Source organism: Frigoribacterium sp. PvP054, from assembly GCF_040547465.1.
In the GTDB taxonomy this organism is placed as follows: Bacteria; Actinomycetota; Actinomycetes; order Actinomycetales; family Microbacteriaceae; genus Frigoribacterium.
Window position 1 is genome coordinate 358,868 of sequence record NZ_JBEPPU010000001.1, and the last position, 13,392, is coordinate 372,259.

At 70.1% G+C, this 13,392-nt stretch carries 10 protein-coding genes; 5 read left to right on the forward strand and 5 right to left on the reverse strand.

The window, feature by feature from the left end:
• Window positions 1-2: 2 nt before the first annotated feature.
• On the forward strand, window positions 3-1,082 hold the full coding sequence (locus ABID81_RS01650; protein WP_354593100.1) for a glycosyltransferase: 1,080 nt from the start codon (window positions 3-5) through the stop codon (window positions 1,080-1,082).
• On the opposite strand, the gene ABID81_RS01655 is transcribed toward ABID81_RS01650, so the two are convergent.
• Genes ABID81_RS01655 through ABID81_RS01665 form a run of 3 tightly spaced genes read right to left on the reverse strand, consistent with a single transcriptional unit; the run spans window position 1,023 to window position 6,562 of the window.
• Window positions 1,023-2,873: a glycosyltransferase family 2 protein gene (locus ABID81_RS01655; protein ID WP_354593101.1), complete on the reverse strand. Its 1,851-nt coding sequence runs from the start codon at window positions 2,871-2,873 to the stop codon at window positions 1,023-1,025. The genes ABID81_RS01650 and ABID81_RS01655 overlap by 60 nt on opposite strands.
• Entirely contained in the window at window positions 2,870-4,429 is a 1,560-nt protein-coding gene (locus tag ABID81_RS01660; protein WP_354593102.1) for a polysaccharide pyruvyl transferase family protein, read from the reverse strand. The genes ABID81_RS01655 and ABID81_RS01660 overlap by 4 nt, the downstream gene beginning before the upstream one ends.
• A 42-nt stretch (window positions 4,430-4,471) precedes the next feature.
• The gene (locus ABID81_RS01665; RefSeq protein WP_354593103.1) at window positions 4,472-6,562 is read right to left on the reverse strand and encodes an acyltransferase family protein; all 2,091 of its coding nucleotides are present in this window, start codon (window positions 6,560-6,562) and stop codon (window positions 4,472-4,474) included.
• A gap of 83 nt (window positions 6,563-6,645) precedes the next feature.
• Here ABID81_RS01665 and ABID81_RS01670 point away from each other — a divergent pair, with 83 nt between their 5' ends.
• The 4 genes from ABID81_RS01670 to ABID81_RS01685 are packed head-to-tail and all read left to right on the forward strand — an operon-like array spanning window position 6,646 to window position 11,415.
• Window positions 6,646-8,370 carry a hypothetical protein gene (locus ABID81_RS01670; RefSeq protein WP_354593104.1) on the forward strand — a complete coding sequence of 575 codons (1,725 nt, stop codon included), beginning with the start codon at window positions 6,646-6,648 and terminating at the stop codon, window positions 8,368-8,370.
• A gap of 57 nt (window positions 8,371-8,427) precedes the next feature.
• Window positions 8,428-9,411, forward strand: coding sequence for a dTDP-glucose 4,6-dehydratase (gene rfbB / locus ABID81_RS01675; RefSeq protein ID WP_354593105.1), 984 nt, complete (start codon window positions 8,428-8,430; stop codon window positions 9,409-9,411).
• Entirely contained in the window at window positions 9,411-10,301 is an 891-nt protein-coding gene (gene rfbD / locus ABID81_RS01680; RefSeq protein WP_354593106.1) for a dTDP-4-dehydrorhamnose reductase, read from the forward strand. Before rfbB ends, rfbD begins: the two co-directional genes overlap by 1 nt.
• Entirely contained in the window at window positions 10,291-11,415 is a 1,125-nt protein-coding gene (locus tag ABID81_RS01685; RefSeq protein WP_354593107.1) for a glycosyltransferase family 4 protein, read from the forward strand. The genes rfbD and ABID81_RS01685 overlap by 11 nt, the downstream gene beginning before the upstream one ends.
• 134 nt (window positions 11,416-11,549) lie before the next feature.
• Here ABID81_RS01685 and ABID81_RS01690 read toward each other — a convergent pair whose 3' ends face one another.
• Both ABID81_RS01690 and purE read right to left on the reverse strand, forming a co-directional pair.
• Window positions 11,550-12,845: an LCP family protein gene (locus tag ABID81_RS01690; protein ID WP_354593108.1), complete on the reverse strand. Its 1,296-nt coding sequence runs from the start codon at window positions 12,843-12,845 to the stop codon at window positions 11,550-11,552.
• Window positions 12,846-12,892: 47 nt separating this feature from the next.
• Window positions 12,893-13,360 (reverse strand): 5-(carboxyamino)imidazole ribonucleotide mutase, encoded by a 468-nt coding sequence (gene purE, locus ABID81_RS01695; protein ID WP_354593312.1) that lies wholly within the window; start codon window positions 13,358-13,360, stop codon window positions 12,893-12,895.
• Between the last annotated feature and the right edge of the window lie 32 nt (window positions 13,361-13,392).

The window sequence follows — 13,392 nt, forward strand, 5'->3', positions numbered from 1 at the left end:
CGATGAGGCGAGACGGCAGGGTCCTCGTCTTTCCTGCGTGGAAGGACAACCCGTACCTGAACATGCTGTACCTGGCCCCGCGGGCCGGCGGGCTCGAGACGCTCGAGACCACGACGCTCGAGGGACTGGTCGCGCGTGCCGGCACGCTCGGGCCCGGCGACGCCCTCCACGTGCACTGGACGTCGCCCGTCGTCCAGCGCGCGGTCGACGTCGACGAAGCCCGGAGGAGGCTCGAGCGGTTCCGGTTGACGTTGTCAGCCGCGAAGCGAGACGGGATCGCCGTCGTCTGGACGGTGCACAACGTCCTCCCCCACGACGCCGTGCACCTCGATGAGGAGGTGGAGCTGCACAGGATGCTCGCTGAGACCGCGGACCTCGTCCACGTGATGTCTGCCGGCACCGCCCGGATGGCCAGCGAACACTACGACCTGCCCGCAGACAGGACGACCGTCCTGCCCCACCCGAGCTACCAGGGCGTCTACACGAACAACTGGACCACCGAGGAGGCACGTGAGTCCTTCGGGATCGGTGCCTCTGAGCGGACCGTCTTGTTCTTCGGCCAGATGCGTCCCTACAAGGGGTTGACGGTCCTGATGGACGCTCTGGCGTCGATGCCGGAGGCATCGCGCCCGACACTGCTCATGGCGGGAAAGACCAGCGCCGAGGACGTGGCCATCCTCGACGACCACCTCCCGGCGGGCATCAGGGCTGTCCGACACCACGAATTCGTCGACGACGCCGACGTCGAGCGGTGGTTCCGCGCGGCCGACCTGGCCGTCTTCCCGTACCGGAAGGTGCTCAACAGCGGAAGCATCCATCTCGCCGCGACGTTCGGCACCAGAGCCGTGGTTCCCGGGACGGAGCACATGCGCGACGACTTCGGCGCCGAGGACTGGGTGCACTTCTTCGAACCCGACGACTCTGTCGCGTCCTTGGCGGCGATCCTGGCCGCACCGGAGTCCTATGCGGACGTCGAGGACGCAGCGCGGAGCTTCGCGGACAGGCTGGCCCCCTACCAGGTCTCAGCGCGTTTCGAGAAGGCCCTCCGTGGGGTCTTGACCGCCCCGGGTTCGCCGACCTAGCAGCCGAGCGCCCGCGCCGCGTCCAGCGGCGAGGACCCGGTGCGCCATCGGGGGCTTCCGAAGCCGCTCGACCACCATGCGCCACCCCCTCTTCCGGTCGCTGAAGACGGCGAGGACGTCGTCGTGGGCCGGCACCGGAAGCGGCATCCTGGCCGACACGACGGGCACGCTCACGGAGAAGTCACCCGTCGACAAGGTGAGTTCCACGGAGTAGCGGCCGGCATGCTGTCGTCCCATGTCCGCGATGTCGACACTCCAGGAGGCCTGTCCCGTCTCGACGGGCAACGGGTGCCTGACGTCGTCGCCCGACTGTGCGACCAGGTGGAGCTCGGCCGAGACCGACCGAGCCCAGACGCGAGGCCCCGACATCTGGACACGTCCCTCGTGCAGCCCGACGGCGTCGGTCGTCACCGTCGCGATCTTCTGCAACCCCGAGAGAGCGGCGACCGCCTCGGCGTCCCCACCCAGCACCGAGCGTCCGAGGGCTCGCGCCAGCCCAGCCGGGAGGCTCAGCTCGAGGTCTCGTCCGTCCAGGAGTCCGCTCGAGGCGATGTCACGCACGAGGCCCGACAGCGCGACGGAACCGATCGAGTCGCCGTCGTGGACGAGCGGGACGATGACGGCCTCGGCCACCAGCCTGGGCACGTCGAGTTCGAGCGACGGCTCGTCGGCGAGGGCGCCCGCAAGGACCCGGACCCCGGAGAAGACCGCCCGGAGCCCTTCCACGTCGTAGGCGCCGTCGGCGGCCCTCCTGGCGACGGCGCGGGTCAGAGCGAGGGCTGCCCCCGTCTCGTGGACCCGGAGGAGCCCGAAGAGCAGCCGTTTGTGAGCCGCCGCCCGCAGGAGTCCGCTCCGTGGTGCCGCGTCGAACAGTGCGTCCACCGCGGCCAGGACCTCTTCGGACACGCTCGACCCCTGGAGGCCCAGGAGGTACCCGTGAAGGTGCACCCAGGCGTCGGAGTCGAAGATGAGGGACGAGTAAGCCGACATGACCGCGTCGTCGCCGTGTGAGACGACCAGGCGAGCGCATTCCGCCTCTTGGGTGAGGTAACTCACGGACGCCAGTTCTGCACCGGCCCGGGCCGTCATCGAGGAGGTGCCGGGACGCTGCCGGTAGAGGTACACGCATTCGTCGACGACGTCGACGCGACGTGCAGCCAGGTAGGCCCTGGTCATGGGGACGATGTCGTTCGACCTGGGCACCTCCGGGAACGTGATGTCGTTGTCCGTCAGCAAGGAGCGCCGGAACAGCTTGTTCCAGCACGCCCGCCCGCGGATGAGGGACGGCTCGCTCGCGAACGGCACGGAGCTCCGCCGTGAGCGATGCGCCGGCCAGTTCTTCGTGGGGTTCCAGGTGGACGTCGTCGAGAACTTGAGGTAGTCCCCGAACACGATGTCGGAGCCGGAGCTCTCGGCAGCTTCGACCATGGCGACGTAGGCACCGTGCGGAACGATGTCGTCCCCGTCCGCGAACACGATGTACCGCCCGGACGAGGACGCGACGCCGATGTTCCTCGCCGTGGCGCCCCCCGCGTCCCTCGCCTCGATCACCTTGACGCGCGGATCGAGGTCCGCCCGACGGCGCACCCGCTCGAGGGTCCCGTCGACGGAGTGATCGTCGACGACGATGACCTCCATGCCCGGCAGCCCCTGCGCCAGGACGCTGGTCAGCAATTCGTCGATCCAGGGCTCGACGTCGTGGGTGGGGATCACGACGGTGAGCATCGTCCCGTGCCGGTCGACGGGCGCAGCCCCCGTCAGTGGATCGACGACGAGAGAGAGTGAGTTCACAGTCGGATCCCCCGTTGAGGCTCGTGGTGCAGGACGAGATGGCCTCTGGACGTCCGATCGACCCGGTAGGCGGTGCCGTCACCGAGGCCCCAGCGGTTGAAGCCGAGGTCGGGGGGAACGTCGACCGGAACGACCACCCGGCCGTGGATCGGTGTCGACAGGGTCCAGAGAACCGTGCTCGCGCCCTCTGGCAACCGGACGACGTCCACGCGACATTCCCAGGTCATCGTTCCGGTCGACTCGTCGACGTCGAGGACCGAGATCGGGATGGCCGTGGACGAGAGCTCGTCACCCGCTGCATCATGTGCCACGGCTTCGACGATCGCGTCCGTGGCCCACCACGCGGTGTCCGGGAGCGTGGTCCGGCCACCCAGGACGAGAACACCGTCGTCGCCTGCGCGACGGACGTCCAGGAGGACGGCCCTGTGGCCGGGCCGCGATGCCAAGGCGTTGCGCCGGAGTTCTGCGGTGAACCCGAGGTCGGCCAACGCGACGGCGCGAGAGTACCGAGTGTCGACGTCGGCGAGGGCTCCGTCCCGCCGAGCGGCGTGGAACTCGGCGAGTACGACCGCCAAGGACTCGGGTGCGAACCGATCCGCCTCGTGCGCGAGCGCCCGGAGGACGATCCGCTCTTCGAGGTGTTCGGCAGCGTCCTGTTCGTAGGGAGTCGCGGCCGTCCGCCGGAGGCTGCCGACGTCGGTCACGACGTCCGTGATGCCGCGGTCCGAGCTGCCCCTCTTCGGACGTCCGACCGCCCCTCCGCGATCGTCGGCCCAGAGGTCCGCGGGGAAGGCCTCGACGAGTGCCGTTGAGGACCAACCGTCGATGGGCGCCGCGCCTCCGAGCCGGATCGCCTCGTCCACGTCTGCGGCCACGCCCATGCCGTGACGTCCGGTCCCGGCATAGTAGTCCACGTACTTCATCGGGTGCTCGGCCTCAGGGGCCACGAGCCGTGCCGGCACGCCGAGGGACTCGGCGACGACGATGCCGTGCAGGGACGACCCGACCACGAGGTCGGCAGACGCGATGGCCCGGACGACCTCCCACACCGGCCGTCGCGGCGAGACCATCCGTGCGTCCCCCGTCAACGCGTCCTCGTCGTGCAGGTTGGGGAGGATCACCACTCGTCGGACTTTCTGCTCCGCCCACGACCTGGTCTCGGGGAACAGTTCCGGAAGCAGGAGAGCAGGATCGCCGTAGACCTCGGGAACGTCGAGACCTGTGGCCTCGAGCAGCAGGCGCGAATACGGTCCACGCACCGCGCGCACGTCGAGTCGCGGCAGATCCGAACGGTGTTCCTTGAGCTTGGCGTTGAACCCCGCACCCCAGACGACGTCGCCCGGACGGCCGAATTGCATGATCGAGCCGACGGCGAGGAGTCGCGGGCCCGCCGGATCGAACTCGACGCCGGGGCCACGCATCAGACGAGACGCGATGATCGGGCCCAACAGGTCTCCGAAGTTGTCGACTCGACCGCTGGCGGTGACGCCGTCGTCGCGCCGAGGGTTCCACCGGACGATCGAGACACCGCCCACGCGGTCACAGAGATCGTCCACGGGCATCGATCCTACCCGAGGGCGGGTGCCTCGGCCCTTCCCTCAGGTGGTGGTCGCGTCTTCCAGAGCCGCCACGAGGTAAGGGCCCAGCGTCTTGCTGAACGTGGCGGTGATGTGGTGCAGGTCCCGGTAGACGATGACTCCACCGATGACGACGGGACACGAATCCGCCGTGCAGAAGTGGTCCCGCAGGTCGACGACGGGCAACCCTTCGTCCCGTGCGGCGTGGACGATGTCGTCTCCGGCATCCGATGCGGCGGACGCCGGAGCGGCACAGCTCGTGGGGTCGACGCCAGGCTGAGGCGAGACGACACAGTCGAGGTCGGCCTGCGAGATGAGCGGATTGTCCTGGATCGCGACCACCTGTGTGCCACGACGGAGCGCCGCGTTCCAGACCTCGACGTAGGAGTCCCTGATCTCCTCCGAGACGGCAGCCCGGCGTGCAGGATCGTGGCGGGCGGTGGTGAGGACGATGTCGTAGTCGCCCTCTGCGAGGTGGTCGTCGAGTGCCGTCAGGTACGCCTCCTGGGCGCTGCCGGGCGCGGCCGACGCAGGGTCACGCCACGAGCCGTCGTTGCCCACCAGGACGTCGAGACGCCAACCCATCTCGGCCGCACGGTCTCGCAGCCCCGGGATCAGCATGGCCGCGTGCGAGTCCCCGACGAGAGCGACCCGTGTGGCATCCGGGTCGGTGGAACCGAAGGAACAGGACGTGTTCAACTCGGGATCGTCCTGGGGGCGATAGCAGGAGAACGCCCCGCCCGTGTCCTCGTACAGCGAGGCCGGGTCGGGAAGCAGCGCAGCCCCGGGGTCCACCGTGCAGTCCGATTCGACGAGAGCGCCCGCTCCGAAGCATCGTTCTCCGCTGGCCAACGCCCTGTCGACCGCAGCGACGCTCTGCTCGCGGCTGTCCGCCGTGTAGATCGTCCCGGCGACGGGAAGGAGCATCGCGAGTGCCATCGACGCCCCGACGGCGAGGAACGTCCGGCGAGGTCGCCGAGCCGTCAGCGCGGGCAGCGACCGCACCCGGTCCTCGACGACCTTCTTCGTCAGCGCTGCGAGTCCGAGGGTGGCCACGAGGATGAGCGACTTGTCGACGGTGGTCAGGTCGCGCCCCGTGGCGAAGGGAACGAGGACGATGACGGGCCAGTGCCACAGGTAGAACGAGTAGGAGACGTCGCCGAGCCTCTGGACGGGCCGCAACGAGACGATGCGCGTGGGCGACCACCACAGACCGGGGGTGCCGCCGGCGACGACCATCAAGGTGCCCACGACCGGCACCAGGGCCGTCGCACCGGGGAAGGCGATGCTGCCGTCGAAGGTCGTGACGGCGACCACGACGAGCACCCAGCCGGTCCAGGACGTCCACGTCCGAACCACGTCGTTCGAGAACAGGGGCCGGCTTCCGAGGAGGGCGACCAGCCCACCGGCCGCGAACTCCCAGGCGCGGATGTGGGTGCCGAAGTAGGCGAGCGACGGCGCCGTCGACGTCGTCAGCACGCTCGCGACCAGCGACGCCACGAAGATCAGCCCGATGACCGAGCCCACCACCTGGCTCGGCGTCCACTTCCGGGAACGGGCGGCGACCAGGGCGCCGACGGCGATGAGGACCGGCCAGAGGAGGTAGAACTGCTCCTCGACGCCGAGGGACCAGAAGTGCTGGACCGGGGTGGGCGCGTTCTCCGCGGCCAGGTAGTCGACCGAGTCTCCTGCGAGCAACCAGTTCTCGACGTAGAGGACGCTGGCGCCGATGGCGCGGAAGAACTGCTGCCAGAGGGCACGGGGTACCACGAGGAGGACTGCCACCGACGTGGCCACGAGGACGACGAGAGAAGCAGGCAGGAGGCGGCGCGCCCTCCGGGCCCAGAAGGTCGTGATGCGGACCGACCCCCTGGTCTCGACCTCCCTGAGGAGATGTGCCGTGATGAGGAACCCGGACACGGCGAAGAACATGTCGACACCGACGAAGCCGCCGGGCAGACGGAGTGGCCAGAGGTGGTAGAGAACGACCGCGGCGACCGCGACGGCCCGCAGAGCCTGGATCTCGGGCCGGATTCCGCGCACGACCTCGACGTGCGGCCTACGGTGCGACAGGTCGTCGTGGGTCGCTCGCCGCATCTCTCTCGTCTGCACAGCGGGACTGTAGCAACGATGGCACGGATGTCGTCACCGACCTCCCGGAGATGCCGTGGCACGAGCGCCCCTAAGCTGTCGGGATGTCGAATTACTCCGTGTTCGTGGCTGACGCCGCTCGAGCGGTCAAGCTTCGAGCTTGGCTCGATGCCGAGGCTGCCGAGACGGAGGTCCTGGTCAGCGACCTGAACCGGGGCCGCGTCCTGTTCCTCGTCGCACGGAACGTGACGGACGGCACGCACGGGCGTCACTTCTTCACGGGAACGGTCGTGAGCCCGCGGCACGGACGCATCGCCTTCGGAGCCGCAGCCTGGAACAGGTTGCCGGGCCGCGTGCGACGTGACGACCAGCTCGAGGGCGAGTTCGTCGTGACCGACTGGAACCGGAGACGTGTCCGGGTCCGGCGAGACGTCTTCGCCAACACGGCGCTGCTGCACACGACGGGGCCCGGGGTGGTCGGCATCTCCGACTCCCTGCTGGTCCTCAAGTCCCTCCGGGACCATCTCGGTCTGCCCGTCACCCAGAACTCCCAGGTCCTGCTCGGTCGCTCCCTCACCAACAGCCACAGTGCCCAGCAGATGTCGGGCGACACCTACGTCGACGAGATCGTGTTCGTCCCTGCGGGGCGCCATGCGGACGTCTCACTCGCCCGCCTCGACGTCGCCGAGACCGGGACGGGCATGGCGGACCGCGTCGTCCACGGGTCCCGGTCCGGCCAGAAGGGCCTCGAGACCTGGGCCGGCTTCGCCGTCGGTGCCGTCCGTGCGCTCGCCGAGCGACCAGGTGACCGTCTCGGGATCGGCCTGAGTCGAGCCGCCGGGTCACGGGTGCTGCTGGCTGCGGCGGCCCGGGCCGGGGTCCTCGACCGGGTCGACCTCTGGTCGACGTCGACGAACGCGGCCGATGTCCGCTCCGCCGCCGCCCTCGCCGCCGGCGTCGACTCCAGACTGGCCCGCCCAGCCGGCGAGGACGAGGACGAGGACGACGCTCTCGACCTCACCCACTGGGCGGCCAGTTCGTTGGGCATCCGTGACGCCTTCACCCCTCGCCGGACGACGAGCGACACGACGTCCTCGTCGCTCTTCGGCACCCACGCCGAGGTGGTGTCCGGATCCTGGGGATGGACCGGGCTGAAGGCTCAGCTGATCGAGTTCTCCGCGCTGGCGCCCCTCCGGCGGACGTCCTACGCGAACCAGGTCGCGAAGGGCATCCGACGCGCAGGTGCCGAGACCGGTTGGGCGGACGCGTCCGAGATCCAGTACCTCTCGCATCGTGCCGGCCTCTCCGATGCCGGGCGGACCTCGGTCTCCATGACCAACATCCGGCTCCTGCAGTCGCTGGAGCTCGCGCGCTGGGCCCATGGACGCACGGACGCCGGACGCGGGAACAAGGACAGGCAGGAAGCCACCTTCCGGGGAGCTGGCGATCCGATCGAGACGCTCGTGGGCATGCTGGCCCCGGCCCTCGGTGAAGGCACCGCCTCGACCACGGGCACCGCCCGGCTCCTTCCCGATTCGGCGATCGTCCGCGTCCATGTCGACGGCGCGCGTCAGGACGTCCCCGACGGAGGCACCGCCCTCGGACGGTCCGTCGCGAGACTGCACGGCTACGATCTCGGATCGAGAGCTGAAGACGTGCTGGCCCTCGCGCACGCGGGCGTCCAGGCGATCCGTGACGAGGCCGCCCGCAGAGTCTTCAACGAGGTCGTCGACAATGCCCGCTGGCGGATCGAGACCCAAGGACTACCACTTCGTCAGGCCGGTCCGTCCGTGGCGAAGGCCCTCTCCATGGCGATGTTCCTGCGCTGATCGCGCAGCCCTCGACGAACCACCCTGACGCCCCATCCTCCGAGCAAAGGAACAGCAGTGAAAGTACTCGTCACCGGCGGCGCCGGCTTCATCGGCTCCAACTTCGTCCGTCGCACCCTCGAAGACGCCTACCCGGGGCTAGAGGGCGCCGAGGTGGTCGTGCTCGACGCCCTGACCTACTCGGGCAACGAGGCCAACCTGGCGAGCGTCGCCGACTCCCCCCGCTACACCTTCGTCAAGGGTGACATCCGTGACGGCGCGCTGCTCGACACGCTCTTCCCCGAGGTCGACGCCGTCGTCCACTTCGCGGCCGAGTCGCACGTCGACCGCTCGGTCCGCGACGCGTCGATCTTCGTCGAGACCAACGTGCTCGGCACCCAGCAGCTGCTCGACGCCGCCCTGCGCAACGACCTGAAGCGCTTCGTGCACGTCTCGACCGACGAGGTCTACGGCTCGATCGCCGAGGGCTCGTGGGCCGAGGACCGCCCGCTCGAGCCGAACTCGCCCTATTCGGCGTCGAAGGCCGGCAGCGACCTGCTCGCCCGCAGCTACCACCGCACGCACGGCCTGAACGTGTCGATCACGCGCTGCAGCAACAACTACGGTCCGTACCACTTCCCCGAGAAGGTCATCCCCCTCTTCGTCACGAACCTCATCGACGACCACCACGTGCCCCTCTACGGCGCGGGAAACAACATCCGCGACTGGCTGCACGTCGACGACCACACCCGCGGCATCGCGATGGTGCTCGTGAGCGGCCGCGCCGGCGAGATCTACAACATCGGCGGCGGCACCGAGCTCACCAACGAGGAGCTCACCGGGATGCTGCTCGAGGCGACGGGCAAGGACTGGTCCTACGTCGACCGCGTCCAGGACCGCCTCGGCCACGACCTGCGCTACTCGGTCGACATCTCGAAGATCCGCGACGAGCTCGGCTACGAGCCGCAGGTGCCCTTCGAGCAGGGACTCGCCGACGTCGTGCAGTGGTACCGCGACAACCGCGAGTGGTGGCAGCCCCTCAAAGAACGCGCCGCCCTCTGATGGCGGTGCGCCAGAACGCCCGGTACCTGGTGACCGGGGCGCGCGGCATGCTCGGGTCCGACCTCGCCGAGGCACTCTTCGGCCGTGACGTCACGCTCCTGTCGCGCGCCGACCTCGACGTGACCGACCGCGACGCGGTCTCCGACGCCGTGCGGGGCCACGACGTCGTCATCAACGCCGCGGCCTACACCGCCGTCGACGCCGCCGAGACCGACGAGGACACCGCGCGCACCGTCAACGGCACCGCGGTCGGACTGCTCGCCGAGGCCACGGCGACCCACGGGGCCAAGCTCGTCACCATCTCGACCGACTACGTCTTCGCGGGGGACGCCACCGAGCCCTACGACGAGGACGCACCGCTCGCACCCCTGGGCGCCTACGGGCGCACGAAGGCCCTCGGCGAACGCCTGGCGCGAGAGGGCAACCCCGACGGCAGCTACATCGTGCGGACCGCCTGGCTCTACGGGCGGCACGGTGCGAACTTCCCGAAGACGATGCTCGGCCTGGCGGCCCACCGCGACAGGCTCTCGGTCGTCGCCGACCAGGTCGGGCAGCCCACCTGGACGCTCGACCTGGCCCACCAGATCGTCGCCCTGCTCGATTCGGACGCGCCCGCCGGCACCTACCACGGCACCAACGAGGGCAGCGTCAGCTGGTTCGAGTTCGCCCGCGCGGTCTTCGAGGAGTCCGGTCTCGACGCTGCTAGGGTCGAGCCGACCGACAGCTCGACGTTCGTCCGCCCCGCCCCGAGACCGAGCTACAGCGTGCTCGGTCACGACGCGTGGCGCCGAGCGGGGCTCACCCCGATGCGCTCATGGAGACAAGCCTTGTCCGAGGCCGCCAACACGGGAGTCCTGCAGAACGATGACAACGCTTCGAGTGGTCGTTGACCAGATCCTCGCACCCGTACCCGGCGGCATCGGGCGTTACACCGAAGAGATCACCCGTGCGCTTATCCGCACCGCCCCAGGCGGCTGCACCGTCGAGGGCATCGTCGCGGCGCACCCCCAGGCCGACTACGACCGGCTCACCGACTGCCTGCCCGGCCTGTCGCACCTGACCAAGACCCTGGTCGGCCGGCGAGAGCTGTCGGTCGCCTGGCAGACGGGCGTGATCGGCCCGAGCGGTCGCGGCATGGTCCACGCCACGAGCCTGATGGCCCCACTGCGGCGACACGACCGTCAGCTCGACCCCAGCACGCAGACCGTGGTCACCATCCACGACACCGTGCCGTGGACGAACCCCGAGACCCTCACGCCCCGCGGGGTCAGCTGGCACAAGGCGATGACGAAGCGTGCCCACCGGTACGCGGACGCCGTGGTCGTGCCCACCCACGCCGTGGCCCGCGACCTGGGCGAGTGGTTCGACTTCGGCGACCGCATCCGCGTCATCGGCGGGGCCGTCAGCGACGCCCTGGCCGTCCCCGACGACGCCGACGAGGTCGCGGACTCCCTCGACCTGCCCGAGCGCTACCTCCTAAGCGTGGGAACCGTCGAGCCGCGGAAGGGCATCGAGCCCCTCATCCAGGCCCTCGCACACCCCGACGCCCCCGACCTGCCCCTGCTGATCGTCGGCCCCGAGGGCTGGGGCGACGTCCGCGTCGCCGACATCGTCGAGAAGGCCGGCCTCGCGCCCGACCGCGTCCGCACCCTCGGCTTCGTCTCGGACGCCCAGATCGCCGTGCTCTACCAGCGTGCAGCCGCCTTCGTCTTCCCGAGCCTGGCCGAGGGCTTCGGGCTGCCCGTCGTCGAGGCCCTGAGCTTCGGCACCCCGACCATCGTGTCGGACGCCCCGGCTCTCGTCGAGGTCGCCGCCGACGCCGCGGTCGTCGTGCCGCGAGACGACCCCGAGAGCTACCCCGAGCGCCTCGCGCAGGCGATGTTCCAGGTCGTCAACGACCTCGAGCTCTCGTCCCGCCTCGGCATCGCCGGCCTCGACCGTGCGCGAGCCTTCAGCTGGACCGACTCCGCCGACAAGGTCTGGCAGCTGCACGCCGACCTCTAGGCGTCCCCGAGGTCGCGAGCCGCGCCTCCCGGGTCACGACACCACCGGAGGCGCGGGTCACCGTGCGCCCGGAGCGGCCGACGAGCGTCGGCAGGCGCAGGAGGCGCGGGTCACCGCGCCGACGACGGGTCCGGTCAGCCGGCGGGTGCCACGGCCGTGGCCGCCGCGACGTCGGCGTGGATCACCGTGTAGTCCGGGTAGACGTTCGAGTACGTCGGCGGGACGATCTCGAGGTCGGTGACCTGCTGGTCCTTCGCCTTGAGCGCGAGCTCGACGAAGGCCGTCAGGGCTCCCTGCGGGATGTCGGTGTCGACGGTCTGCGCCCCGGCCGATGCGACGGACTGGAACTTGGTCAGGACGGTCGCCGGCTGGAACTGCGTCAACAACGCCTGCTGGACCTCTCGCTGTCGGGCCATGCGGTGGTAGTCGTCGGACCCGTGACGTGCCCTGGCGTACCAGAGCGCGTGGTAGCCGTCCAGCTTCTGGACGCCCGGCTCGATCCACCCGTCGACGTTCGTCGGCTGGCCGTTCGCGTCGACGCCGCCGTTGATCGGCAGCCGACCCTCGGTGTTGTCGACGGTGATGCCGCCGAGCGCGTCGATCAGGTCGACGAACCCCTGCATGTCGATCAGCACGTAGTACTGCAGCGTCAACCCGGTCACGCCCTCGACGGCGTCACGCATGGCCTCGACGCCCGGGTTGCTGCCCTTCGCCTCGGCGTCGGGGTAGAGGTCGGGGTGCTCTTCGCCGTAGGTGTAGAGGTAGCTCACCAGGCAGTCGTCACCGCAGGTGTAGCCGTCGGGGTAGGCGCCGTAGAGCGGTGAGCCCTTGCTGAAGGGGGCGTTGTAGAGGTTCCGCGGGATGCCGACGATCGTGGTGGCCCCGGTCTCGGCGTCGATGCTCGCCACCGAGATGCTGTCGGGGCGGAGGCCGGTCCGGTCGGAGCCGGCGTCGCCACCCAGCAGCAGGATGTTGTACCGACCGTCGACCGGCGCAGCGGCCGCCTGCTGCGACGTGAAGAGGCTGTTCAGCAGCCCGTGCTGCACGCCGCTGAGGTACGCACCCCAGGCCGCGGGCCCGACGGTGGCCACGAGCAGCAGCACCATGACCCCCGCGAGCAGGCCCCGGGCCGACGGCGCGGTGCGGATGATCCGGATCAACCGGAGCGTGTCGAGGGTGAGCACGAGCCAGAGCACGGCGTAGTAGACCAAGAAGATCTGCACCGCGGTGAGCGCGACGACGCTCGTGGCGACGTCGAACAGGGGCGTGCGCCAGAACAGCGCCAGGGCGACGGTCACGAGCGCCACCGCCCAGAAGACGAGGGTCGAGGCGAGGCCCCAGCGACCGAGCCGACGACTGCCGGCCAGCACCTGCGCCGACCCGGGGATCACGACGTTCAGCAGCACCAGCGTCCACGCCCGGCGGGTCATGAACGGGACCGACCGCGTGTCGGGGTGGCGGACCGGGAGGGCGGCGCTCACAGCGACCGCGAGAGGGCCGCGTTCTTCTCGTCGACCAGCTGCGCCAGGCCCGACGCGTAGTCGGCGAGCTGGTCGGCGACGCCTTGGTCGCCCGACCCGATGATGCGCGCCGCCAGCAACCCGGCGTTGACCGCTCCGCCGATCGAGACCGTGGCCACGGGCACGCCCGCCGGCATCTGGACGATCGACAGGAGGCTGTCGAGCCCGTCGAGCTTCGCGAGGGCGACCGGGACCCCGACGACGGGCAGCGTCGTCACCGACGCCAGCATGCCGGGCAGGTGCGCCGCCCCGCCGGCACCGGCGATGATGACGCGGACGCCGCGGCCGGCTGCCTCCTGGCCGAAGCGGATCATCTTCTCGGGGGTGCGGTGGGCCGAGACGACCTCGACCTCGTGGGCGATGCCGAACCGCGAGAGGATCTCGGAGGCGCCGGTCATCGTGGGCCAGTCGCTGTCGGAGCCCATGACGATCGACACCACGGGCGTCACCGACGGGT

What these genes read in the sequence shown, in the direction of transcription:
- ABID81_RS01650 (WP_354593100.1), top strand. Translation starts at nt 3, where the DNA reads ATGAGGCGAGACGGCAGGGTCCTCGTCTTTCCTGCGTGGAAGGACAAC.
- rfbD (WP_354593106.1), top strand. Translation starts at nt 9,411, where the DNA reads ATGGCGGTGCGCCAGAACGCCCGGTACCTGGTGACCGGGGCGCGCGGC.
- ABID81_RS01690 (WP_354593108.1), bottom strand. Translation starts at nt 12,845, where the DNA reads ATGACCCGCCGGGCGTGGACGCTGGTGCTGCTGAACGTCGTGATCCCC.
- ABID81_RS01670 (WP_354593104.1), top strand. Translation starts at nt 6,646, where the DNA reads ATGTCGAATTACTCCGTGTTCGTGGCTGACGCCGCTCGAGCGGTCAAG.
- purE (WP_354593312.1), bottom strand. Translation starts at nt 13,360, where the DNA reads ATGGGCTCCGACAGCGACTGGCCCACGATGACCGGCGCCTCCGAGATC.